Source organism: Pseudomonas sp. QD4, from assembly GCF_049199125.1.
In the GTDB taxonomy this organism is placed as follows: domain Bacteria; phylum Pseudomonadota; class Gammaproteobacteria; order Pseudomonadales; family Pseudomonadaceae; genus Aquipseudomonas.
In genome coordinates, this window is the sequence record NZ_JBLZOM010000001.1 from 1,306,891 (window position 1) to 1,328,961 (window position 22,071).

The following is a 22,071-nucleotide window of genomic DNA, read 5'->3' on the forward strand; positions in this document are numbered from 1 at the left end:
CACTCAGTTGAAGCTGACGAACTGGCCTTCATCGACCGCCGTCCTGCTTTTGCTCCAGCTTGCCGGCGCACTCTTGAAAGGCTCCGGGCCACGGGCTTGAGGGCGCTGGGCACCGAGGGCGTTCTGCTCGAAGCGGAAGAAGCCGATCAACTCCTGCAATTGCCCGGCCTGGGCGTTCATTTCTTCGGCGGTGGCGGCCAGCTCTTCCGAGGCCGCGGCGTTCTGCTGGGTGATCTGGTTCATCTGGCCCATGGCAATGTTGATCTGCCCGGCCGCGCCGTTCTGCTCCTGGGAGGCAGCGGTGATTTCCTGCACCAGGTCAGAGGTGCGCTGGATATTGGGCACGATCTCCCCCAGCAGGCGCCCGGCCTGTTCCGCCAGGTGCACGCTGCTGCTGGCCACCTGGCCGATCTCCTGGGCCGCGACCTGGCTGCGCTCGGCGAGTTTGCGCACCTCGGCGGCAACCACCGCGAAGCCCTTGCCATGGTCACCGGCGCGGGCCGCTTCGATGGCGGCGTTGAGCGCCAGCAGATTGGTCTGGTAGGCGATGTCGTCGATGATGCTGATCTTGTCGGCAATCTGCTTCATCGCCAGCACTGTGTCGCTCACCGCGCCACCGCCCTGCACCGCATCGTTGGCGGCCTTGCCGGCAATGCCGTCGGTGATCTTGGCGCTCTCGGTGTTCTGGGTGATGGAGGCCGACATCTGCTCCACCGAGGCACTGGTCTGCTCGACGCTGGCCGCCTGCTCGTTGGCGGCCTGGCTCAGGGATTGCGAAGTCGAGCTGACTTGCTCCGACGCCGAAGACAACGCATCGGCTGCGCTGCGCACATCGCCGAGGATGCTGCGCAGGCGCAGGGTCATGTTCTGCATGGCGCTGAGCAATTGCCCGGTTTCATCCTTGCTGGTGGCTGCCAGATCCTGGCTCAGGTCGCCGGCGGCCCTGCGGTTGGCCGCCGCCACTGCGCCGTTGAGCGGACGGGTGATGCTGCGGGTGACCAGCACCCCGATCAGCATGCCCATCAAGGTGGCCACCGCCACCAGCGAGATCATCTGCACCCGGGAGTTGGCGGCAATGTCGCTGATCTGCTGGTTGGCTTCGCTGGCCCGCTCCTGCTTGTGCCGGGTCACCTGGCCGATCATCTGGTCCACCGCGTCGCCACTGACCACAGCCTTGGGCAGCAGGTCGGTGATGTCGCTGGTCTCCTGCAACTGCCCGGATTGCTGATGCATGCCCAGCACCTGCTGCACCAGCTCCTGGTACTCCTTGAGCGGGCCTTGCAGCTGGTCGATCTTGGCCTGGCCTTCCTTGGTGATAAAGCTGGTGCGGGCCTTGGCGATCAGGCTCGCGGTCTGTTCCAGGGCGGCACGCGCCTGACTGGCGGCCTGCTCGCGCCCGGCCTGGCTGGTGGCCAACAGGCTGTGGCGCATCGAGCGCCCGGCAGTGATCAGTTGGATATTGGCCTCCTGCAACTGGCTCAGGCCGGTGACGTCCAGCTCGTACATCCGGTCGGACAGGTCATTGACCTGCTCCAGGTTGCGGATGCCGATAAACCCGATGGCGGCGGTCAAGGCCACCACCACCAGGAACCCCAAGGTCAACCGGATGCCTATCTTCATGTTGCGAATGAACTGCATGGTGTTTCTCCTGAAAGGCTAGGCAAGGGTTTCTGCAAGGCCGAGTGCCGGCCGCGGGGCCCCGTCGATGCGGGTTTGCAGGTGTCGAAAGAGGCTGGGGATATCAAGAATCAGCGCCACATGACCGGAGCCGAGAATGGTCGAGCCGCTGATGCCGCGCAGGTGGCGAAACATCTGGCCCAGGGGTTTGATCACCGTCTGCAGCTCGCCCTGCAGGTGGTCGACGATCAGCCCGGCCTGTTGCCGGCCCTGGCTGACCACCACGATATTGCGCCGCCGCACGCCACTGTCGGGCAGGCCGAAATGGCGGTCCAGGGCGATACAGGGCAAGGGTTTGCCGCGCAGGTCGAGGTAGCCGTAACCGCCCTCGAAGGCGCTGTCGCTGGCCTCCATGCATTCGGTGACCATGTCCAGCGGGATCACGAAACTGTCGTCGCCCACCCCCACCAGAAAGCCGTCGATGATCGCCAGCGTCAGCGGCAGGCGCACACGAAAGGTGCAGCCCTGGCCGGCGCTGGAGTCGATCTCGATGACCCCGCGCAACTGGTCGATGGCGCTGCGCACCACGTCCATGCCCACGCCGCGTCCGGAGAGGTTGGACACCTGTTCGGCGGTGGAGAATCCGGCTTCGAAAATCAGCAGGTGGATCTGCTGCTCGCTCAGTTGCGCGTCGACCTCGACCATGCCCCTGGCCACGGCTTTTTCGAGGATGCGCGCAGTGTTCAGGCCGCGTCCGTCGTCGCTGATTTCCAGCACGATCATCCCCGAGTCGTGATAGGCGTTGAGGCTCAATTTGCCCTCGGCGGGCTTGCCCAGCGCCAGGCGTTCCTCGGGGGTTTCGATGCCGTGGTCGATGGCGTTGCGCACCAGATGGGTCAGGGGGTCGGCGATTTTGTCGATCACCGACTTGTCCAGCTCGGTCTCGCCGCCGCGGATGCTCAGCTGGATCTTTTTTTCCAGCTCCTGGCTGACATCGCGCACCACGCGGTGAAACCGATTGAAGGTCTCGCCGACCTCGACCATGCGCAGCTTCAGCGCGCTGTCGCGGATCTGCTCCACGTACTGGAACAGCGCCTGGGTGCTTTCGATGCAGGCCGGGTCGCCATTGCGCCGGGCCTGCATCTGCGCGCCGGCAGTGCTGATCACCAGCTCCCCCACCAGGTTGATCAACTCATCGAGCTTGTGCGCCGCAACCTTGACCAGGGCGGTGTCCTGGGGCCGGCGCTCGCGATTGGCCACGGTCATGGCGGGCGCGGCCAGTGGCGGCGCGACAGGTGCCACGGCCGGTTCCGCGGCGGCTGGCAGGGGTTCGAGGGGCACGATGCCCAGGCTGCAGAAGTCCTCGATAAACTGGAACACCTCGCGGATCTGCACCTCGCTCGCGGTGCTGCGCAAGGTCAGCTCCAGGCCCAGGTAACAGCTCTCGGGATCGAAGCTGTGCAGGTCCGGCAACTGCCGGGTCAGGGTCTGCAGGGTGACGATGTCCCCCAGGCGCTTGAGGTAGCGCAAAAACGCCGCCGGGTCGAAGCCATTGCGCAACAGGTCCTGGGCAAAGCCGATGGAGATCTGCCACAGCACCGCGTCGCCCTCGGCTTCAGCCAGGGCCGTGCCGGGCTCGTCGGCTTGCTCCAACGAAGGGCTGTGGGGGGCCAGGTCCTGGGCTTCGGCCAAGGCCGCCAGCAGGATCGCCTGCTGCCCCTGGTCGGTGTCGAGCAGGCCGCTGTCGGGGTCGACGCGCTCGATCATGGCAGTGAGCTCATCCATGCAACTGAGCATCAGCGAGGTCAGGGCCGGCGTCAGTTGGCGCTGGCCGTCGCGCACCGACATCAGCAGGCTTTCCAGGTGATGGGTCAGGTTGACCAGGGGCGTCAGCGAGAAGATCCCCGCCGAGCCCTTGAGCGTATGCACGGCGCGAAACAGGCTGTTGATCGCCGCGTCGTCCTGCGGGGCGCTTTCCAGGCACAGCAGGCTGTCTTCAGCGTCCTTGAGCAGGTCGCGCCCTTCGCTGAGAAAACCCTGGAGCAACTGATTCCACTGGTCGCCACTGAGCATCGCTCAATCCTCGGTTGGTGCTGCGGGGTACAGGGTTTCCAGGCGCAGCAGCTCGATCAGCTCATGCACCTGCGGCGCGCAGCCGACCACGCTGACCGGGCTGCCGTTGCTCGACAGGTTGCGTTGCAGCACCAGCAGCAACTGCACGCCGGCGCTGTCGAATTCTTCGATCGCACTCAGGTCCAGCTGCCAGGCCGGAGCGTCGAAGGGCAGCAACTGCAGGAGCGCTTCCCGGGCCTCGGCCACCTGATAGATGGTCAGGTCGCCGGCCACCTGCAACCGGGCCGGGCCGTCGAAGGCCGAGGGCGTCAGCGTGAACACCGGCTCAACCCAGCAACTTGTCGACCGCCGCCAGCAACTGCTGGGGCTGGAACGGCTTGACGATCCAGGCCCTGGCGCCGGCCGCCTGGCCTTCGGCCTTCTTCGCCTGCTCGCTTTCGGTGGTGAGCATGATGATCGGCGTGAAGCGGTATTCATTGCGCGCCTTGACCGCCTTCACCAGGCCGATGCCGTCGAGGTTGGGCATGTTCACGTCGCTGATGATCAGGTTGACCTTGCGCCCATCCAGCTTGCTCAGGGCATCGCGCCCATCGCAGGCCTCGATCACCTCATGCCCGGCCCCGGTGAGGCTCATCTTTACCAGTTGGCGCATCGACAGCGAGTCGTCGACGATCAGAATTGTCTTGGCCATATGCCGCTCCTTGGGAAATGAAAACGCTTGAAAGTCGGGGCCCTAGAAAAACGTCACCTCGTTCACAGCCGCGCCCTGGGACTGGCCGTGACGCTCTTCATGGGTGGTAAATCGCTGGCGCTGGCGTTCGAGCCAGGCCTTGGGGTCGTGCAGGCTCGGGTCATCCTGGTCGATGGCCGCCAGCAGTTGCCGCAGGTCCAGCTGTACGTGGTCGAGCATCTGGTCGGTGCGGTCCTGGAACTGCAGGTTGACCATGATCGCCTGGATGTCGTGCTGGGTATCCCGAGCCTCGCGCTGCAACGCCCCGGAGACGTCGGACAGCTGATTGAGGTTGTCGCCCAGGCGCGCCATGACGTCGCTTACCGAGCGGTTAAGGAAGTCCAGGTTGCTCTGCTCGCTGTTGCCCAGCTCGGCCGCGGCGGCAATCGTGTCCTGGATCGCGTGGTTGATTTCACCGACCTTGGCGTCCATCCCCTGCCCGGTTTCCGCCGACAGCGTGGACAGCTTGCGCACCTCATCGGCCACCACCGAAAAGCCCCGCCCATATTCCCCGGCGCGGGCGGCTTCGATGGCCGCGTTGAGGGCCAGAAGGTTGGTCTGGCTGGCTATGTCCTGGACCCGCTTGGCCATCTGCTGCAACTGACTGGTGTAGGTGTCGAGGTGGCTGATGGTGCCGAGCAGTTCCTGTTGACGCTGGCTGCTGGCCTGAAACGAAGCGCTGACTTCGTGCAGCCGCTGGTTGGCGTCGCGCAGGCTTTCGCCCACCCCGCCGCTGCCGAGCACGCCTTCGGAACTGCTCAGGCTGCCGTCCAGGCGTGCGGCGATATTGTGGAAGCTGTGGAACAGCTCGGTGATATTGGAGTGCAATAATTCCCGGCTGCGGCCGAGGCTCTCGTGCCAGCTGGGAGCAATGGCCAGCACCAGGTTCTGCAACGGTGACGCGGCGTTATCGGCGACGACTTCGATCAGCGGTTCGGTCGCTGGCGACAACGGCCGTGGCACCGGGCGCAGACCAATCAGCAACAGGGCGCTGAAGACAAGAGCAGCTATCGTAAGCGTAGGCGAGGCCAGGATCAGCCCTGTGACACTGAGCGCGAGCCCCAACCAAACCCCTAGATAAATCCGCATTGTCGGCATCCACTGCACCCGTCGAAGTGCGCAGATAGTACCGATGGCACATTGAGATCAACATAAGGATAACCCTTAATCCATTCAGCACCCCGGCTGCTGGGCACATGACGCTTCCAGGGCATAAAAATTCCGCCGCCCATGCCCGGATCGGTCCAGCCCAAAGCGCTTGCCGCTCGCGCCAAAAAAACCGCGTACAAAAAACTGTCGCCGCTTAGGGAATCGCCTTAAGGGCGCCGCAGGTTTTGGCCTGCACTCGGCCGCGCGACACCCCACGAGCAGCCGGGCCCGCCTGTGCAATTAGGACTGTTCCTATATCCATCGCGCAAAGGAAAACCTAGCCTGCCCGCCGCTACAAACACACCTTGTAAGACGCGGCCAACCGCTTAATCAGGTTAAACACACGCCTAATTCGCAGACTACCGCCCCCATGACGCGCCCATTGACCAACCGCCACCTGAACCCAACCCTGGCTAGTCTGTTACGGGCTGCCGCATTGGTTTGCGCACTGGTGCTGCCCCCCACCGTCCAGGCCGACCTGTCGTTCAACGATGGCCGCACCCGCCTGATTCTCGATGGCCGCCAACAGCGCTGGCCGGTCAACATCGTCAACCTGGGCAAGGAGCCGGCACTGATGCAACTGAGCCTCAACTGGGGCGATAAGCGAGACACCCGGAACATCCCGCTGGCGATCTCCAACCCCTTGCTGCTGATCCAGCCCGGGCAACGCAAATCCATCGAAATCTTTTATCAGGGCCACGGGCTGCCCGATGACCGCGAGACTTACCTGCTGCTCGATGTACTCAAACTGCCCGACGCTGCGGAGAGCGGGACCAACCAATTGCAGATTGCACCGCTGCATCACTTCAAGGTGTTCTACCGGCCGCCGCTGGAAAGGAATCCGGCCAGGGCTGCGGCCGAAGTGAGCTGGAAACTGCTGACCGAACAAGGGTCACCCAAGGCCCTGCTGGCCAACCCTTCGCCTTATCACGTGACCTTCACCGACATCGAGCCCCTCGATGCTCGCCACCAACCCTGTGCACCGCCCACGATCCACCTGATGCTCGCGCCCTTTTCCGAGCAGACCCTGGCCCTGGACTGCAAGCAGCCCCCAACCAGCGTCGACTACCAGGCCATCAGCGACGGCGGCAGCTCCAAGGAACAGCGAGCAAGGCTGTCAAGCAGCAGTAGCCATGGCGAGGTCAAACCTTGAGCCAGAGAATAAACCTGGAAACCGGCGCTTATACATGAACCCATTAAAACTACTATTGATCACACTGTTGCTGTTCGGCTTTATAGAGAACAGCCAGGCGACAATGAATTGTGCTTCGAACGGTATTACCCAGGCATATACCGACATACCCAATACCATCAGCGTGCCCAATGAAGCAGCAGCGGGCACCGTTCTTTGGCGCTCCACCAGTACTTCGCTGACCCTTAAATGCAGATTGGACACAAACGACTCATGGCAGTACGTAATGCTCAAGCTTAGCCCTGACGATACGAGTAACAGCAGCCTGGGCCCACATGTCGAGATGGGGGTCAACTACAACGGGACGGACTATCGGTGTTCCCAGACACAAGGCTGCCGGATAAACACCAATGTAAAAATTAACTGCAATACCGGGGGCGATGGCTGCCACGAATATGATGTGCCGATGACTTACAGTCTGTTCCTCGTAAAAAAGAGCGCACCCGGCACCAATAGCAGCGGCCCCATCACCCAACTTATAAACTACAAGGCATTCCAGATAAGCGGCGACAGCCCGGGGATGACGGACCCTAGAAAAAGTTACAGCCTGACTGTACGCAACATGAACCTCATCAACTATATTCTGTGCCCGGCCACGGTAAGTTTCTCCACTCAAAACATCGACTTCGGAACCCTCTACAGTGGGCAGGCCACTCCCAACAAAGTGGCCAGCCACCGCAAACTGACTCTTACTGCCACCAGGCGCTGTAACGACGACACCGTCTTCAGCATGAGCACCTATATGAAGCCTGCCAACTTCAGCACCATCAGCCCCGGCGAAGACCTGCTTATCCCCCATGACGTGAATAACAAACCCTTCAACTCGGTAGCCTTCGAACTGCGCAGAAACGGCATTCGCATCCCTTTCAACCGGGAATCACCCATGTTCGACGCCAGTAAGGACATATCTCGTAGTCAGGACCTGGAAGCCAACTTGATCTGGCGCACCGACAAACCCAGGATCGGCACGTTCACCGGTGGGGTGATCATGGAGTTCTTCCATCGTTAGGCTGTTTGCAATGCGCCTATCCAGCACACCTACGGCCAATGAAAGCACCCCTTTGTTCAAGGGGCTTGGCCATGTCACTCGCCTGCAACACCCACCCCAGCCCTTTAGCTGCCCCCCTCATCAGGGCCGGCCAATTGTTTAAAGTCACTCGTTGCCACGCCCACCGGCAAAGGACCAATCCTGTGCCTCGGTGCTGCTGATCACCACCATCACATCCTCCGGGTCCAGCCCCAGGGATTGCTCCAGGCGCTCGACCAACGCCCGGTAAAAACGCCGCTTGGTCTCGCCCGTGCGAGGCCGGCCAGCGGTGATCACAATCAGCAGGTAATCGTCAGTGCGCGGTCCGCCCAGGTAGTGCGCATTGAAAATCAACTCGCCCGCTTCATGTTGGTGGATCACCTGAAAGCAGTCGTCTGGCGGCACCTCGAACGCCTCCACCAAGGCCTGATGCACGCCTTCGGACAGGCGTTGCAGGTAGTCCCGGGATTTGCCCCGATGCAGGGAGATACGGGCGAATGGCATGGGCCTTACTCCTGTTCTGCGGCGGGTTGCGGGACAGGCTGCTGCTCGCCAGCGGCTTGTTCCAGCAGCATCAAGGCCGAAGCCGCTGTTGGCCAACCGGAGTAAAACGCCAAGTGGGTGATCACTTCGCTCAACTGCGCCGTGCTCACACCGTTGTCACGCGCCCGCTGCAAATGAAAGGGCAACTGCTCCAGCCGATACAGCGCCACCAACGCCGCCACCGTCACCAGGCTGCGCTCCCGTGGCGACAGCTCGGGGCGCTGCCAGATATCACCAAACAATAGGTCCTGGGTCAGTTCGGCGAACTTCCCGGTGAATGTTGGCGCAGGTCGATCTGTTGAGGTCGGGCTCATTGCGAAACTCATGGTTGGCACTCCTGAAATTGAATTTGACGGAGGCAAACTATCAAGCCAGGATCATCCCGAATATCAGATTACTCAAGATCAACAATCCCGATTTACTGGACTATCCCATGCGCCGCCCGACCTTTGATCTCGATGTATTGCGCACCTTCGTCACCGGCACCGAGCTCAACAGCTTCGCCAAGGCCGCCGACCGCCTCGGCCGCTCGACCTCGGCCGTCAGCGCCCAACTGAAAAAACTCGAAGAGCAGGTCGGCAGCCCGGTGCTGATGAAATCCGGCCGTGGCCTGGTGCTGACACCGGTGGGCGAAAGCCTGCTCGGTCAGGCCCGGCACCTGTTGCAGCTCAATGACGATATTTTCGCCGACCTGCAGGCCACGCAGATCGAAGGCAGCGTGCGGCTGGGGTTGCAGGAGGACTTCGGCGAACACCTGCTCAGCGATGTACTGCGGCGTTTTGCCAAGGTCCATCCTCGGGTCACCCTGGAGGTGCGCATCGCCCGCAACACCGAACTGCTGAGCCTGGTCGACAGCGCCCGCCTGGACCTGGCGCTGGCCTGGGACAGCGGAGCACGCACCGCCCACTGCCAGCCCCTGGGCGCCGCGCAAATGCACTGGATCGGTACTCGGGAACTGCCCGAACTGCCGGCATCACAGGAGTCGCCGTTACCCCTGGTGATGTTCGATGCACCCTGCGTGCTGCGCAGCGCCGCGACCCAGGCCCTGGACCAGGCCCGCATCCCCTGGCGCATCGCCCTGACCAGTCCCAGCGTCAGCGGCCTGTGGGCCGCCGTCAGCGCCGGGCTGGGCGTCACCCTGCGCACCCGCATCGGCCTTCCCGCTCATCTGCAGGTTCTCGACGGCCTGCCGCCGCTGCCGACCCTGGGCTACAGGCTGCACCGCGCGCAGCAACGGCCAGCGCCGGAGGTCGAGCAATTGGCGACGCTGATTGCCGCCAGCCTGGAACGCCAGACCGTGGACTAATCAAAGACCTTGGTGATGCGCAACTGCTCGACCCCAAGCCCATGCATATTGGCCGCCTCGCCTTCGCTGCGGCTGTTGGCGAACAACTTGCTGCGCAACATCCTGGCCAGGATCAAGTCGGCATACAGGCTGCCGCTGCCCATCAGGGTATAGGGCGCGGTGTACGGCGGGCGGTGCCTGACCGACTCCGCCACGAACTCCAGTTGCTCGCTGCGGGTGGCCCCATGGGCGGCCCGGGCTTGTTCTTCGAAAGCCGGCAGCAGGCTGATGTTTTCGAAGTCCAGGTCAAACACCTCATCGGCTAACAATCGGAACTCCCTTGGCACGGGCAATACCGTCAAGCGGCCCCTGGACAAGCCCGCCTCGGCACCGGCCAGGCTGGCTTCCAACAGCTTGTCCAGTTCGGCCAGCACCAGAGAGTCATTGCCCGACAAGCGCTGCATACCCCTAGTTACGTGGGCCGCCAGATCGACCCGGGCACTGAGCAAGCGATCAAACGTCAGTTCCGACGTGCACAGTTCGTAGTGGCCCAGGGCTTCACTGACGCAACCACCCTGCACCACCCGCATCAGGGCCTCGAATGTGACGACCCCGGCAATCCCTGCCTGGGAGGCGGTGTGGTGCTCAGGATGGCGATAGTCGTAGCCGAGATCGAATGCATTCCAGCGCATGGACCAGAAGCGGTCCAACTCCTGCGGATCTTCGCACTCAGGTGGCTCGGGTTGTCCGGTCATAGCCCTGAAAGACTTGGCTTGCAGCTCACGGGTAATATCGAACGTGCGCAACTCACGAACCCCAGACCGGATCACCCTGGCTCTTTCGGCATCCTGCAACCGCCACTCCCGACCGAAGACGCCGCGATTGAAGTAGAAATCGATTTTCTCAAGAGACTCCACCACCTCGTTCGACGCTTTCAGGTCGCTGATCCGATAACCCCTCGCCCACAACACCGCCTGATGCTGCAACCGCGGATTGTCAGCATTGAGCAGCACAAACAACGCCAGGCAGGCTTTATCATCAAAACTGCCGGCCATGCTGTCCAGCGCCCAGAGGCTGCGCCGTAAAGCGTCCTGGAACACCCGGGACGCGCTGATGCGGTCCTCTTCGAAATAGGCGCGCACCCTCAGCCCGCGCAATGCCTGCAAGGCCGACACCGGCTCGGCGGTCACCCCATGGAAATCGAACCCCTGAAGCTCGGGTATTTTCTCGAAAGCCTGGAGCGGCGAATTGAATGGGAAGCGCGCAATCCCCGGCAGACCAGCGCTGGATGGAAGCAGGAACGGGCTGGCCGCACGCACGTTCACCCGGCCTGGGCCAGGCTCGGTGCGGGTGGCCAGCTCGGGGCCGAGATGCTCCAGGATCGTCTGTCGGTCCACGGTTGCGCCATTGCGATTCAATTGCGTCGCCAGCAACACCAACCTCGCCCAGATAAATGTAGGCGATAGCTCGGCGCCAAAGTGGCCGGCAATCATCGCCATAATGGCGCTGTTTTCCACTGAGCCTTCGGCGTTCAGGTCGTGACGGTAAAACCACAGCGACTTCAAGAACGCCCAGAGCTGCGTGGCTTCCTCTTCGCCGCCCTGGGCCTGCGGCATGACCACGGTCCTGATGGTGTCCAGCATCTTGCTGGTTTTTTTGTACGTGCACTTGTGCACGAAATCCTGTGCACCGACGGAGGCTCTTGCCAGTTCGGTCACGTGCGCGGCGTCTTTCATGGACTCGCTCGAGGTCGCCGGATCATAGACCAGCACCAGCCGATCGACGCCGCGGGTAAAAGACCCTCCGTCGCTATCACTGCCCCCCGCAAAGTCGCCCCAGGCCCCGGTCAGCGCCTTGCAGAAAGCGCTATCGGAGGCCCGGGCATGCAAGGTGATCTTGCACTGCATATAGACCCGGGTCCGGGTATCTCCAAGCTGATGGGTGCAGATGATGTCATCGGTGGCCAGGCCGGACATCTGGCCCTGGAACTGAATCTGCACCAGCGGCCCAAGGCCCAGGCCGGTCGGATGGCCATTTATCAGCAGCAACAGGTAATAGGCCTGGACCCGATGTTCAAAGCTGTTTCCCGCGCCGCCCGTTGCCTGGGGACTTGCGTATTTCTTGCCGTCAGCCACCACGTTGACCCGCTCCCTGCCTGTTTGATCCGCTGATCCCGAGTACCGCCCTGCCAGGCTCCACCGCCACGCCCTCAGCCATCCACCTGCAGCACCTCGATCCCCTGCTGCCGATACGCCTCGATATCACCCGAGGCCAGGTAGCGCTCGGTGATCATGCTGTGCAGTCGGTTGCAGGGCGCGACGACAAAGGGCTCGACGGCACCCAGTTTGTCGGCGGTGGTGACCGCGATGACCTGGGACGCACTGTCGAGCATGGCCTGCTTGAGCGGCAGTTCATCGAAATGCAACGTGCTGATACCGACCTGGGGGTGGATCGCGCAGACCCCGGTGAACAGCAGGTCGGCCTTGATGCCCTGGATCAGCCGCAGCGCCTCGTGGCCGGTGGCCGCCATAGTAATCGGGTTGAGCTGGCCACCGGCAAGAATCACTTTGATCCCGCTGTGTTCGGCCAGGGTCATGGCGATCATCGGTGAGGCAGTGACAGCGGTGATCGTCAGCCGGGGCGCCAGGGACTGGGCGATCATCAGGGTGGTGGTGCCGGAATCGAACAGCACGATCTGCCCATCCTCCACCCGTCGCGCCGCGTGTTGCGCCAGCTGACGCTTGATCTCGCTGACTTCCCCCATGCGCGTCAGGTAGTCCTTGCCGGTGTCCCGCGGACGCGGCAGCGCGCCGCCATGCACCCGCTGCACCAGGCCGGCGCTGGCCAGTTCAGCCAGGTCGCGGCGGATGGTGTCTTCGGACACGGCGAAATGCTGGCTCAACTGCGCGGCCATGACCTTGCCGTCGCGTTCGAGCAGCAGCAGGATTTTCTGCCGACGCAGGGAAGGCAGTTCGGCGAGGGAATGTTCACTGTGCATGTTTGTGCCTGCTTATGCGGGTTTGCGCGAGATTAGCCAAACCCGGAGCCGAGCACAATGTGTCGTCGGGGCTTTCTCCGCTGCCCATGGGCAAAGCCGATAACAGGTGGCTATGATTGGCCCCATGACGCCCATTCCCCCGCTCCGTCAACCCTGCCCACCCGGTGCCTGCATCTGCGAGCGCGAGCGCCTGCTCGACCAACCCGAGGCGGACCTGCGCATCCTCGGCCTGACCCGCCAGGAAGAAAAGCGCCTGCTCGAGCGCCTGGAAAACCTCAAGAGCCTGCAGGACCTCGAATTCCTGCAACGCCGGCTCTACGAGCAATTGGGCATCCGCCTGGAGATCGCCCCGGGCTTCAACGAGGTGCGCAGCATGCGCGGCATCGGCATCCATATCGACGAGCTGCCGGGCCTATGCCGCAAGACCCGCCAGTCAATCCCCGCCGCCATTCGCCGCGGCCTGGAAAAAAACCCGGAAATCGCCTACGAACTCCTCAACTCTCGCGACTTGCTGCGTGACGCGTAATTTCAAACCCTGCCTAGCACTCCGTAATCTGCTGGTGTCGCGCCCTGCCCCGGCTGGTTTATGATCGCTCCCCCGCCCCGAGAAAACCCCAGAGTCCCCCATGCCAGGCCGCGTTCAATACCATCAGGTCACGCAAACCCCGGGGCTGGTGCTGGGTGAAGCCGACCTCGGCGGTTTTTGTTTCAAGCGCCACTTCCACCTCGACTTTCACGTCGGCCTGGTGACCCGGGGCATGGAGAAGATTGGTTATCGCGGCACGTCAGCGTGCCTGGAGCGGGGTTCGGTGTCGTTCATGCCGGCCCACGAAATCCACGACGGCGCGGGCGATACCGCCAGTGGCGCGATTCACACCCTGAAGACATTTCGCATCAGCGCCGAGCTGATGACGGCCATGGTCCGGGACATCAGTGGCGACGATCAGCCGCTGCACCTGCGACCGGCGCTGATTCGCGCGCCCCAGTGGTGGCAGCAGTTGGCGTTGGTGCACCAGAGCCTGGCGGGCAACTCATCGATGTCGGCCCTGGCCACCGATGAGCAACTGCTGCACCTGGTCAAATCACTGCTGGAGCACTCCCAGAGCGTCAAGCCGGAGGCGATCGATGAAAAACTCGGCCACCGACAATGGGCCACGCTGCTGGATTTCTGCCACGCGCACCTGGCGCAGAAGATCAGCCTGGAGGACCTGGCCGACCTCTGCGGGCTGAGCCGCTTTCAGTTTCTGCGGCGGTTTTCCAAGACCACCGGCATCACGCCCTACGCCTGGCTGCTGCGGCTGCGCCTGGAAAGCGCCTGCCGCTTGCTCGCCAGCGGGCGCCAGAGCATCGCCCAGGTCGCGGCCGAGGTCGGTTTTTACGACCAGAGCCACTTCAACCGGGCGTTCAAGCTGGCCTACAAGGTCGCGCCGTCGGATTACTGATGGATGGCGGCAGGCACCTGCCAGTCGACAACCTGCTGCGCGCTGATACTCACCCCGCCGCACACCACAATCACCACATCCCGAGCTTCGGCCAGGGCCGGGTGATCGAGGTAGGCCACCGCCAGCGACACGCCGCAGGAGGGTTCGACCAATTGCCGCAGATCATCGGCGTAGCGCACCACGCCCATGATTGCCTCGGCATCCGACAGCACCACGCTGCGGTGCTGGAACTCAGCGATCATCTGCACCGGCCCGAGTGCCACCTGACGTGCGGCCAGGGTGCTGGCGACAGTCTTGACCTCATCCAGCTGCACCGGATGCCCGGCCGCGAGCGCTGCGGCAAAGGACGCCGCGCCTTGGGTTTCACAGGCGACGATGCGGCAATCGGTGCGGCCATGGCGCTTGAGCCCGGTGAGCAGCCCGGCAAGCAGGCCACCACCGCCCACCGAGGCGACCAGGGTGTCGACCTGAGGGCAGTCTTCGAGGATTTCATCGACCATGCTGCTGTGCCCCTGCCACAGGATCGGGTGATCGAAGGCCGGCACGTACTGGCTGTCCGGGTCTTCGGCCAGCTCCAGGGCCAGTTGGTTGGACTGGTCCCAGACCGAGCCGTGGACGATCACTTCGGCGCCGATGGCGGCGATCCGTTGCCGGGTCATCGGCGAGGTGGTATCGGGCACCACGATGCAGGCGCCCAGGCCCAGGCGGGTGGCCGCCACGGCCGTGGCCAGCCCGGCATTGCCACCCGAGGCACAGATCACCCGACGCTTGCCCTGCTCCGCCGCCTGGCTGCACATCAGGCCCATGCCGCGCATCTTGAACGAGCCGCTGGGTTGCAGGTTTTCCAGCTTGAGCCAGATGCGCCGGGTCGGGCTCGAAAGGCCGGGGTGAAGAATCAACGGGGTGCGGATATGCAGCATCGGATCAGCCTTTTTTGACAGCAGGAAATAGACCCCCAGGCTACTGAGTCGATACCGCCCCCGGCTTGTAAAAAATTGCAGGCCCGGCCCCGAGTCTGGTAAATGCATGGGCGGCCTTGCTTTCGTCCCCCCCGGGGCGCCCTGAGCTGCGCAGGCTCCCCTAACCGGCCCGGCGCCGGCCACCACCATCGCCCCCTTGCCCAGCGGACTATTCGATATGCCCCAAGACTCCCTCGATGCCATACGCCACAAGGTCGCGCAGATGCCGCTCAGCCCCGCGCCGCTGCCCTGGAAGCTCGTCACCGAGATGGCCGCCGGCAGCCTGCTGGAAGTGGGTTTCGACCGCGACCTGCCGTTGCTGCTGGTGACGTCCAGCGCAGGGCGCAGCGTGATCGACTGCCACAGCGGGGAGAAAATCGCCCGCGACTACCGCGAAGGTTTCGACAGCGACCTGCACCTGGAAACCCCAGGCATCGGCCCGCTGGACGGCAAGACCCTGCGCATGAGCGGCATCAACGGCGGTGGCCTGCTGCTGGGCACCAGCGATGGCTGGATGGTCGAAAGCGTGACCCTGTGCTGGCCGGAACAGCATCTGCTTCTGGTGGAGCCGGGCTCCTGGCTGTACGGCAACCTCCAGGACCGGCCTGGCGTCATGCACAAACTGGCGATCGAACGGGAAATGCGCGCCTTCGGCTTTTCTCCCTGCGGCACGATCCTGGTCCTGGCCAGCAATAACGAGTTGACGATTTACCGCCGCGACCTGCCATCGCGTTAAGCCCTGGCCCGTCGCGCCTGGAGCAGCGCGGGGCCCTGGCCAAGCGGCGGATTCCTGCTAGCGTTTCATCCAACCTCCCGCCGTTATCAGCGATGCCGAAGGCCGTCGGCCCTCGGCGCGCTGCCAAGCGGCAACTGCCCCGCCCCCCCGGAAACCCGCCCCCCATGAGCAGCGTCGACGACCGTCTGAAACTCGGCAAGCAAGCCCGCAAGCAATGCCCGCGCAGCAGCCAGGCCGCCCCCGGCAAGATCAAGCGCGACCCGCTGCCACTGATCGAAGCCTCAAGCCAGGGCCGGGTGCGCTCGCTGGTGGAGTTGCGCTACGGGCGCATGCTGGTCTCGCCCTTCACCTTTTATCGCGGCAATGCCCTGCTCCAGGCCCATGACCTTTCCACCACCCCCGACATGGGGCTGTCCTCGACCATCTGCGGCGATTGCCACCTGATGAATTTCGGCGGTTTCGCCACCCCGGAACGCAACCTGCTGTTCAGCGTCAACGACTTCGATGAAGTCCACCCCGGGCCCTGGGAGTGGGACCTCAAGCGCCTGGTGGCGAGTTTTCTGATCGCCGCCCGCGACCTGCGCCACGGCGAAGCGGTCGAGGAAGAACTGTGCCGGCAACTGGTGGGCGCCTACCAGCGCAGCATGGCCAACTGCGCCGGGGAAAGCGCGCTGGATATCTGGTACGACGCCCTGACCTATGAAGACCTGCTGGAACAGGCGCAGTCCAACCGCGCCACCCTGGAGCACGTGCAACGCGCCATGGACAAGGCCGAGCGGCGCACCCACGCCGAGCTGCTGCCCAAGATCAGCGAGCGCGATGCCCGTGGCCGCCTGCGGATTCGCGACGATCTGCCGGAAATCTTCCACCTGCACAAGAACACCACCCTGCTCGACGCTGACGATGACTGGATGCGCCTGGGGGACTGGCGGCCGCTGTACGAGACCTTGATGCGCGACTATCGCGGCACCTTGCAGGCCGACCGGCGCGACCTGCTGGCGCGCTTCAAGGCTCGCGACCTGGCGTTCAAGGTGGTGGGCGTGGGGAGCGTCGGCACCCGCTGCCTGGTGTCGCTGCTGACCGACGACCAGGAGCGGCCGCTGTTCCTGCAATTCAAGGAAGCCCGGCGTTCGGTGCTGGCCGGCTACGTGCGCGGCAAATCGCGCCCCAGTCATAACGGCCAGCGCGTGGTCGAGGGCCAGCGCCTGATGCAGTCGGCCAGCGACCTGTTCCTGGGCTGGACCACCGGGCCCAATGGCCGGCATTTCTACGTGCGCCAACTGCGCGACATGAAGGTCTCGGCGGAACTGGAAACCTTCGACGCCGAGACCTTCGGCGCCTACGCGCGGATCTGCGGCCGGGCCCTGGCTCGGGCCCACGCCAAGGCCTCAGGGCAGGCGCCGCTGATCAGCGGCTACATCGGCAAGAGCGAGACCCTGGCCGAGGCCCTGTGGCAGTACGCCAAGGCCTATGCCACACAAAACGAGCGCGACTTCGAACGCTTCCAGCAAGCCTGTCGCAAGGGCCGTTTGCAGGCGCGTTCAGAGGCGGACTTTGCCGCCGACCATCTGCCTTGAACCTCAGTTGGGTGTGGTGTCTGCGGCCGGGTCCCGGGCGCCCAGCAGGGCCTTGATGGCCTGGGCATCCATCGGCTGGTTGAGGTAGAACCCCTGGGCCTCGTCACAACGGATGGCGCCCAGCGCCTGCAACTGATCGATGGTTTCCACGCCCTCGGCGGTGACCGTCAGCGACAGCGCGCGGCCCAGGCCGACAATCGCCTGGATGATCGAATGGTCGCCGCCGCTGGCGGTCAGGCCACCGACGAAACTGCGATCGATCTTCAGGCCGTCGAACGGGAACGAGCGCAGGTAACTCAGGGACGAGTAGCCAGTGCCGAAATCGTCCATCAGCAGCCGCACCCCCAGGGCCTTGAGGCCCTGCATGATGACCAGCGCACCCTGGGCATCGTCGAGCATCACGCTTTCGGTCAGCTCCAGCTCCAGGCGCGCCGGGTTCAGCCCGGTCTCGGCCAGCACCGCCTTGACCCGCGCCACCAGGTGCCCGCGCTGGAATTCGGTGGGCGATAGGTTGACCGAGATCATCACCTCTTCCGGCCAACTCGCCGCCGCCTCGCAGGCGTGCTGCAGCACCCAGTTGCTCAGGGGCAGGATCAAGCCGGTTTCCTCGGCGATATGGATAAACCGATCCGGCCCCAGCAGCCCACGCTGCGGATGCTGCCAGCGCACCAGCGCCTCGGCCCCGGCCAGCCGCTGGCCCTCGATGCGGTAGCGCGGTTGGAAGTCCAGGCGCAGCTCGCCATGCTTGATCGCGTGGCGCAGGTCGCTTTCGAGCTGGCGGCGCTCGATGATCCGCGCGTTCATGTCACCGGCGTAAAAGCGCCAGGTGGCGCGCCCGGCGTCCTTGGCTTCATACAGCGCGATATCGGCGTAGCGCAGCAGCTCCTCGGCCAGGATGGCGTCGGCCGGGGCCATGGCGATGCCGATGCTGGCGCTGATAAACACTTCGTGCTCGGCGATCTGGAACGGCTCCTCGATGCGTTCGATCAGGCGCCGGCACAGGCTCTCGACTTCGTCCTGGGAACGCATGCCGGCCACCACCAGCACAAACTCGTCGCCGCCGATGCGTGCCACCAGGTCGTCGCTGCGCAGGCACTGTTGCAGGCGCTGGGAGACCTGGTTCAGCACCAGATCCCCGGCGGCATGCCCGAGCAGGTCGTTGACCGGTTTGAAGCGATCGAGGTCGATGCTCAGCATCAGCAGCGGTTCCTCCAGGGTCGGCGTGGCCTTGAGCTTGCCCTCGATGAACTCCTGCATCCGCGAGCGGTTGGCCAGGCCGGTCAAGGCATCGTGCTGGGACAGGTATTCGATGCGCCTGCGGGCCTCGACTTCTTCGGTGATGTCACTGGCGGTGCCACGATAGCCCCGGCCCTCCATCTCGCGCACCGACAGGCGGCAGATCCGTGGCTGGCCATCCCCCGCGAAGTAGTTGCACTGGACGATGGCATTGGCCCGCCGCGCATGGTCCTTGAACCATTGCGACAAGGGCCCCTGGTCGGAGGTCAGCACCTCATCCACCGGACGCCCCAGGCAGGTGGTGCGAGACAGGCCGGTGATGGTTTCAAAGCGCTCGGAGAGGTAGGTAAAACGCAGTTGCCCGTCGAGTTCCCAGATCCAGTCGGAAGCCGCCTCGGCCACATCGCGAAAGCGCTCCTCGCTGGCCGCCAATGCCCAGCGGCTGGCCTGCAACGAGTTGTAGTGGGCATCCATGGCCCGGGCCGCCGCCGTGGCCCGGCGCAGGATGAAGGCGGTCATCAGGGCAAACACCAGCCCGGCGATGCCGAGCAGCGGCAAAACCAGCACCAGCAACTGCTGCCCGGGCCGCGCCGGCACCCATTGCAGCACCCCGGCGGCGTCGGGCAGGCGCAGCGCGGGCAGGTCGGCCTGCGTACCGCCGACATGCAACTGCTCGACACCAAAATCCTGACCCAGGGCCGCCAGGCGCTCAGGCCCCAGGCGCGCGACGAACACCAGCACCGAGGCCGGCCCGTTGTCGGCCTCGACCGTTGGATCGGTGCCTGGGGTCAGGGCCGCGGCAGCCATCAGGGCCGGGGTGCCTTGCAGGTCGACAAAGCGACTGGTCGCTTCATCGCTGGACGCACTCTGGCGTGCGCGCTCCAGCAACTGCGGTGGGATATCGCGGAGCCAATCCGGTGGAGCGGCGGTCTGCAACCGGCCCTCGATCAGCGAATACACCGGGCGATTGCTTGGGTCGAGCACGAACACGCCGTCAAAACCCAGGTCGCTGAACAGCGTCGACCCCAGGTTCTGCCGGCCAAATGCCCAGTCGGTATCGACGCTCTGGTGCAAGTGTCGGTAGGCGTCGCCCCAGAAGGCATAGTCCTTGACCGTGGAACGCGCGGATTTATCGAAAACCTGCAGCGCCTTGTCGATATCGAAACGGTTGTGTGCCTCGGCCTCGCGGTTCTGGCCCAGGGCGATATAGATCAGCAGGCCGCTGGTGAGCAGAAAGATCGCCAGCAACAGTAACGAACAGCCCAGCAGCGTGGCGCGGGTCAGGGACAGGTTGGAGGTCCGGGTCGCGGGTCGTTGCTCGGGGTCGACGCTGAGATTGTCCATAATCCTCCGGGTGCGAGCGCGACACCGCCGCCAACCTCGGCGACCCCGGTGCTGCTCTCACCTGCCCTTTGACGATAGACAGTTTTTTCCGCGAACCAGTGTGCAAATTGCAGAAACCCGGCCACGACCCACCCTGGCCGACGCCCGGTCTTGCGTCCGGACCCCGGCGAAGATGAGGGTCAGGCCTCTGCGGTGGCCGCCACGAATGGCGGGACCTGCTCCAGCCCACGGTAGATCGGCAAGCCCAACTGCTCACCATGGGCCACCATACGGTCGGCGCCCGCCGAGGGGCCACCGATGCGCAGCACCGCGTCGCAGCGTTGCAACAGGCCTTCGGCGTAAGCGTGGAAATGGGCGTTGTACAGTTCGTCGCCCACCGCGCGGGAACCCGCCAAACGGGTCATGGGCAACGCCACCCACTCCCCCAGCACGGGAAAATGCCCGGCCTTGAGCAGGTCGGCGGCGCATTGTTCCATGGCCTCGACGTTGGCCGCCAGGCGTGCCGGGTCATCGTCGGTGCCGGCGCGGTACGGGCCGGCGACCAGGATCATCAGGCTGCGCGGCGCCATCAGGTGCAGCTCCAGGTACTGCAAGAGCATGATGGTCTTGCCATCGACGATCTCGCCGGACTTGACCATGGCCAGGGCCTGCTCGAAGCCCAGTTCCAGGACTTCGATGTCCTCGCCCTCCTCCTCCAGCCCACCGCCGTCGCCGATGCGGTCCCGGGCCTGGTACTGGCCGATGAAGAAGTGGATACGCTCGGTGACCGAGCCCGGGCTCATGAAGGCCTGGAAGATTTTTTCCACCGCCTGCACCCGGTAGCCGGTCTCTTCCTCGGCCTCCTGGCGGATCCGCTGCTCGGGGCTGGCGTTGTCCAGCAACCCGGCCGCCGCCTCGATCAGAAATCCGCTGTGCTCATTGACGAACGCCGGCATGCGGAACTGGCGGGTCAGGAGCACGGTGCGCTGCGCCAGGTTGTACAGAAGGATGGTCGCGCCATTGCCGCGGTCATACACCTCGCGGGTCTGCGCCTGCCAACTGCCGTCGCGGCGCTGCAGGTTGAAACTGTACTTCTTGAGGATGTACCAGTTGTCCGAGAGCAATTGTTCGTCGGTGATCTGTACCCGGGGCTGACTCATGCAAGGTCCTTGTTCAGGTCGGTATGGCTCGGCACCTCTGCCAGCTGCTCGAGCATGCGGTTGATATGAGCCTGGGTCAGGGCAAAACCTGCATCGCCCTGGCGCAGCTGCTCGCCTTCAACGCGGGCGGCCCACCAGTCGGTGATAAACCCGGGGGCATAACCGCCGGTGCCGAAGCCTTTGCCGAAGGCGATCATCTCGCTGTAGATGGCCAGGTATTGCTCCTGGGTCTGCACCGGATGCCGACTCTGGTAGAGCCAGAACTGCAGGTCGTACAGCAGCTGCGACAAGGGGTCGGCGTGCAGGGCGAAATAACGTTTCTGCTCGACGATCTGCAACGCCACCCGGCGGATCGCCGCGCCGGTGTCGGGCAGCCCGTGGAAATGCCTGATCAATTCGCCCAGCACCTCGGAAAACGGCGCCTCGCAGACCTTCAGCCGGTCATCGAGATAGTCCTGCTCCGAGGTGTCATAGACCTCGGGCGACACCAGGCCACGGACGAATGCCTCGAAGTTGCGGGCAAGGACCGTCACCTGGTAATCGCCTTCCTGATCGACGTGCACCACCTGCGGCTCACCTTGCGGGCCGCACTCGCGGTAGTCGAGGGCGATCATGTCGTGCCCGGCCGAGGGGCAGTTGCAGATGTAGACGCCGAGGTCCGGGTAGCCCCACTCCTCGATCATGAACCGGCTGCCGTGCTCCCCCCCCAACGACGAGCGCTGGCGGCGGCCGATGCTGAGGAAGCTGTCGATGGCGCAATGGTCCTCGGCCCAGGACGTCCACTCCTCGGTGGGGAAGCAGCTCAGTTGGGGCCGGCCGCCATTGTGGCGTTTCATAAAGGCGATATAGGACGCCGGCAGGCGGTAGCCCAGGGCCTGTTCCAGCTCGGCGATCAGCTGATCGTCCGGAGGCTGGTCATGGCTGTCGCCGCTTGTGTTCGGCTCCCAGAAACTCGCCAGGTCGATATCGTGCAGCAGCTCGCTCATCCAGTGCATCCCTTGCGGTAAAAGGCAGGCGCCAAGGC

General features: G+C 64.1%; 20 protein-coding genes. 7 read left to right on the forward strand and 13 right to left on the reverse strand.

Annotation, left to right across the window (positions count from 1 at the left end):
* Positions 1 to 3 precede the first annotated feature (3 nt).
* From ACOZJV_RS05530 to ACOZJV_RS05550, 5 genes are read right to left on the reverse strand one after another with little or no spacing between them, the layout of a single operon-like run.
* Positions 4 to 1,638 carry a methyl-accepting chemotaxis protein gene (locus ACOZJV_RS05530; protein WP_421547040.1) on the reverse strand — a complete coding sequence of 545 codons (1,635 nt, stop codon included), beginning with the start codon at positions 1,636 to 1,638 and terminating at the stop codon, positions 4 to 6.
* A gap of 18 nt (positions 1,639 to 1,656) precedes the next feature.
* Positions 1,657 to 3,690, reverse strand: a complete 2,034-nt coding sequence (locus tag ACOZJV_RS05535; protein WP_421547041.1) for a chemotaxis protein CheA — start codon at positions 3,688 to 3,690, stop codon at positions 1,657 to 1,659.
* Positions 3,691 to 3,693: 3 nt separating this feature from the next.
* On the reverse strand, positions 3,694 to 4,011 hold the full coding sequence (locus ACOZJV_RS05540; RefSeq protein ID WP_078471350.1) for an STAS domain-containing protein: 318 nt from the start codon (positions 4,009 to 4,011) through the stop codon (positions 3,694 to 3,696).
* A gap of 4 nt (positions 4,012 to 4,015) precedes the next feature.
* On the reverse strand, positions 4,016 to 4,381 hold the full coding sequence (locus ACOZJV_RS05545) for a response regulator (RefSeq protein WP_020294535.1): 366 nt from the start codon (positions 4,379 to 4,381) through the stop codon (positions 4,016 to 4,018).
* Between the two features lie 42 nt (positions 4,382 to 4,423).
* On the reverse strand, positions 4,424 to 5,518 hold the full coding sequence (locus tag ACOZJV_RS05550) for a methyl-accepting chemotaxis protein (protein WP_421547042.1): 1,095 nt from the start codon (positions 5,516 to 5,518) through the stop codon (positions 4,424 to 4,426).
* A gap of 421 nt (positions 5,519 to 5,939) precedes the next feature.
* Here ACOZJV_RS05550 and ACOZJV_RS05555 point away from each other — a divergent pair, with 421 nt between their 5' ends.
* Positions 5,940 to 6,722, forward strand: coding sequence for a fimbrial biogenesis chaperone (locus ACOZJV_RS05555; RefSeq protein ID WP_201130694.1), 783 nt, complete (start codon positions 5,940 to 5,942; stop codon positions 6,720 to 6,722).
* 34 nt (positions 6,723 to 6,756) lie between these two features.
* The gene (locus tag ACOZJV_RS05560) at positions 6,757 to 7,770 is read left to right on the forward strand and encodes a hypothetical protein (RefSeq protein ID WP_238596155.1); all 1,014 of its coding nucleotides are present in this window, start codon (positions 6,757 to 6,759) and stop codon (positions 7,768 to 7,770) included.
* Between the two features lie 144 nt (positions 7,771 to 7,914).
* Here ACOZJV_RS05560 and ACOZJV_RS05565 read toward each other — a convergent pair whose 3' ends face one another.
* Together ACOZJV_RS05565 and ACOZJV_RS05570 are read right to left on the reverse strand one after the other, a co-directional pair.
* The gene (locus ACOZJV_RS05565) at positions 7,915 to 8,292 is read right to left on the reverse strand and encodes a tautomerase family protein (RefSeq protein WP_078471352.1); all 378 of its coding nucleotides are present in this window, start codon (positions 8,290 to 8,292) and stop codon (positions 7,915 to 7,917) included.
* 5 nt (positions 8,293 to 8,297) lie between these two features.
* On the reverse strand, positions 8,298 to 8,657 hold the full coding sequence (locus ACOZJV_RS05570; RefSeq protein WP_421547043.1) for a carboxymuconolactone decarboxylase family protein: 360 nt from the start codon (positions 8,655 to 8,657) through the stop codon (positions 8,298 to 8,300).
* Between the two features lie 107 nt (positions 8,658 to 8,764).
* Here ACOZJV_RS05570 and ACOZJV_RS05575 point away from each other — a divergent pair, with 107 nt between their 5' ends.
* Positions 8,765 to 9,637, forward strand: coding sequence for a LysR substrate-binding domain-containing protein (locus tag ACOZJV_RS05575; RefSeq protein ID WP_421547044.1), 873 nt, complete (start codon positions 8,765 to 8,767; stop codon positions 9,635 to 9,637).
* Here ACOZJV_RS05575 and ACOZJV_RS05580 read toward each other — a convergent pair.
* Both ACOZJV_RS05580 and ACOZJV_RS05585 read right to left on the reverse strand, forming a co-directional pair.
* A complete protein-coding gene (locus ACOZJV_RS05580) occupies positions 9,634 to 11,754 on the reverse strand; it encodes a hypothetical protein (RefSeq protein WP_421547045.1) in 2,121 nt (706 codons plus the stop codon). The genes ACOZJV_RS05575 and ACOZJV_RS05580 overlap by 4 nt on opposite strands.
* 71 nt (positions 11,755 to 11,825) lie before the next feature.
* Entirely contained in the window at positions 11,826 to 12,614 is a 789-nt protein-coding gene (locus tag ACOZJV_RS05585) for a DeoR/GlpR family DNA-binding transcription regulator (protein ID WP_201130690.1), read from the reverse strand.
* Between the two features lie 124 nt (positions 12,615 to 12,738).
* On the opposite strand from ACOZJV_RS05585, the gene ACOZJV_RS05590 reads away from it, so the two are divergent.
* Both ACOZJV_RS05590 and ACOZJV_RS05595 read left to right on the forward strand, forming a co-directional pair.
* Entirely contained in the window at positions 12,739 to 13,140 is a 402-nt protein-coding gene (locus ACOZJV_RS05590; RefSeq protein ID WP_078471357.1) for a hypothetical protein, read from the forward strand.
* Between the two features lie 100 nt (positions 13,141 to 13,240).
* A complete protein-coding gene (locus ACOZJV_RS05595; RefSeq protein ID WP_421547046.1) occupies positions 13,241 to 14,056 on the forward strand; it encodes a helix-turn-helix domain-containing protein in 816 nt (271 codons plus the stop codon).
* Here the strand turns inward: ACOZJV_RS05595 and ACOZJV_RS05600 are convergent.
* The gene (locus ACOZJV_RS05600) at positions 14,050 to 14,976 is read right to left on the reverse strand and encodes a pyridoxal-phosphate dependent enzyme (RefSeq protein WP_421547047.1); all 927 of its coding nucleotides are present in this window, start codon (positions 14,974 to 14,976) and stop codon (positions 14,050 to 14,052) included. The genes ACOZJV_RS05595 and ACOZJV_RS05600 overlap by 7 nt on opposite strands.
* Positions 14,977 to 15,193: 217 nt before the next feature.
* Between ACOZJV_RS05600 and ACOZJV_RS05605 the strand changes: the two genes are divergently transcribed.
* Positions 15,194 to 15,751, forward strand: a complete 558-nt coding sequence (locus tag ACOZJV_RS05605) for a hypothetical protein (protein WP_421547048.1) — start codon at positions 15,194 to 15,196, stop codon at positions 15,749 to 15,751.
* Between the two features lie 164 nt (positions 15,752 to 15,915).
* Positions 15,916 to 17,328 carry a DUF2252 domain-containing protein gene (locus ACOZJV_RS05610; protein WP_421547049.1) on the forward strand — a complete coding sequence of 471 codons (1,413 nt, stop codon included), beginning with the start codon at positions 15,916 to 15,918 and terminating at the stop codon, positions 17,326 to 17,328.
* A 3-nt stretch (positions 17,329 to 17,331) separates the two neighbouring features.
* On the opposite strand, the gene ACOZJV_RS05615 is transcribed toward ACOZJV_RS05610, so the two are convergent.
* The 3 genes from ACOZJV_RS05615 to ACOZJV_RS05625 form a co-directional block, all read right to left on the reverse strand.
* The gene (locus ACOZJV_RS05615; protein WP_421547050.1) at positions 17,332 to 19,908 is read right to left on the reverse strand and encodes a bifunctional diguanylate cyclase/phosphodiesterase; all 2,577 of its coding nucleotides are present in this window, start codon (positions 19,906 to 19,908) and stop codon (positions 17,332 to 17,334) included.
* A gap of 179 nt (positions 19,909 to 20,087) precedes the next feature.
* Positions 20,088 to 21,047 carry an NUDIX domain-containing protein gene (locus ACOZJV_RS05620; protein ID WP_020298335.1) on the reverse strand — a complete coding sequence of 320 codons (960 nt, stop codon included), beginning with the start codon at positions 21,045 to 21,047 and terminating at the stop codon, positions 20,088 to 20,090.
* Positions 21,044 to 22,033 (reverse strand): SMI1/KNR4 family protein, encoded by a 990-nt coding sequence (locus ACOZJV_RS05625; RefSeq protein ID WP_421547051.1) that lies wholly within the window; start codon positions 22,031 to 22,033, stop codon positions 21,044 to 21,046. Before ACOZJV_RS05625 ends, ACOZJV_RS05620 begins: the two co-directional genes overlap by 4 nt.
* Positions 22,034 to 22,071 lie beyond the last annotated feature (38 nt).

What these genes read in the sequence shown, in the direction of transcription:
- ACOZJV_RS05555 (WP_201130694.1), top strand. Translation starts at nt 5,940, where the DNA reads ATGACGCGCCCATTGACCAACCGCCACCTGAACCCAACCCTGGCTAGT.
- ACOZJV_RS05600 (WP_421547047.1), bottom strand. Translation starts at nt 14,976, where the DNA reads ATGCTGCATATCCGCACCCCGTTGATTCTTCACCCCGGCCTTTCGAGC.
- ACOZJV_RS05615 (WP_421547050.1), bottom strand. Translation starts at nt 19,908, where the DNA reads ATGGACAATCTCAGCGTCGACCCCGAGCAACGACCCGCGACCCGGACC.
- ACOZJV_RS05575 (WP_421547044.1), top strand. Translation starts at nt 8,765, where the DNA reads ATGCGCCGCCCGACCTTTGATCTCGATGTATTGCGCACCTTCGTCACC.
- ACOZJV_RS05610 (WP_421547049.1), top strand. Translation starts at nt 15,916, where the DNA reads ATGAGCAGCGTCGACGACCGTCTGAAACTCGGCAAGCAAGCCCGCAAG.
- ACOZJV_RS05550 (WP_421547042.1), bottom strand. Translation starts at nt 5,518, where the DNA reads ATGCCGACAATGCGGATTTATCTAGGGGTTTGGTTGGGGCTCGCGCTC.
- ACOZJV_RS05535 (WP_421547041.1), bottom strand. Translation starts at nt 3,690, where the DNA reads ATGCTCAGTGGCGACCAGTGGAATCAGTTGCTCCAGGGTTTTCTCAGC.
- ACOZJV_RS05590 (WP_078471357.1), top strand. Translation starts at nt 12,739, where the DNA reads ATGACGCCCATTCCCCCGCTCCGTCAACCCTGCCCACCCGGTGCCTGC.
- ACOZJV_RS05605 (WP_421547048.1), top strand. Translation starts at nt 15,194, where the DNA reads ATGCCCCAAGACTCCCTCGATGCCATACGCCACAAGGTCGCGCAGATG.
- ACOZJV_RS05560 (WP_238596155.1), top strand. Translation starts at nt 6,757, where the DNA reads ATGAACCCATTAAAACTACTATTGATCACACTGTTGCTGTTCGGCTTT.
- ACOZJV_RS05530 (WP_421547040.1), bottom strand. Translation starts at nt 1,638, where the DNA reads ATGCAGTTCATTCGCAACATGAAGATAGGCATCCGGTTGACCTTGGGG.
- ACOZJV_RS05545 (WP_020294535.1), bottom strand. Translation starts at nt 4,381, where the DNA reads ATGGCCAAGACAATTCTGATCGTCGACGACTCGCTGTCGATGCGCCAA.
- ACOZJV_RS05595 (WP_421547046.1), top strand. Translation starts at nt 13,241, where the DNA reads ATGCCAGGCCGCGTTCAATACCATCAGGTCACGCAAACCCCGGGGCTG.
- ACOZJV_RS05565 (WP_078471352.1), bottom strand. Translation starts at nt 8,292, where the DNA reads ATGCCATTCGCCCGTATCTCCCTGCATCGGGGCAAATCCCGGGACTAC.
- ACOZJV_RS05570 (WP_421547043.1), bottom strand. Translation starts at nt 8,657, where the DNA reads ATGAGTTTCGCAATGAGCCCGACCTCAACAGATCGACCTGCGCCAACA.
- ACOZJV_RS05585 (WP_201130690.1), bottom strand. Translation starts at nt 12,614, where the DNA reads ATGCACAGTGAACATTCCCTCGCCGAACTGCCTTCCCTGCGTCGGCAG.
- ACOZJV_RS05620 (WP_020298335.1), bottom strand. Translation starts at nt 21,047, where the DNA reads ATGAGTCAGCCCCGGGTACAGATCACCGACGAACAATTGCTCTCGGAC.
- ACOZJV_RS05625 (WP_421547051.1), bottom strand. Translation starts at nt 22,033, where the DNA reads ATGAGCGAGCTGCTGCACGATATCGACCTGGCGAGTTTCTGGGAGCCG.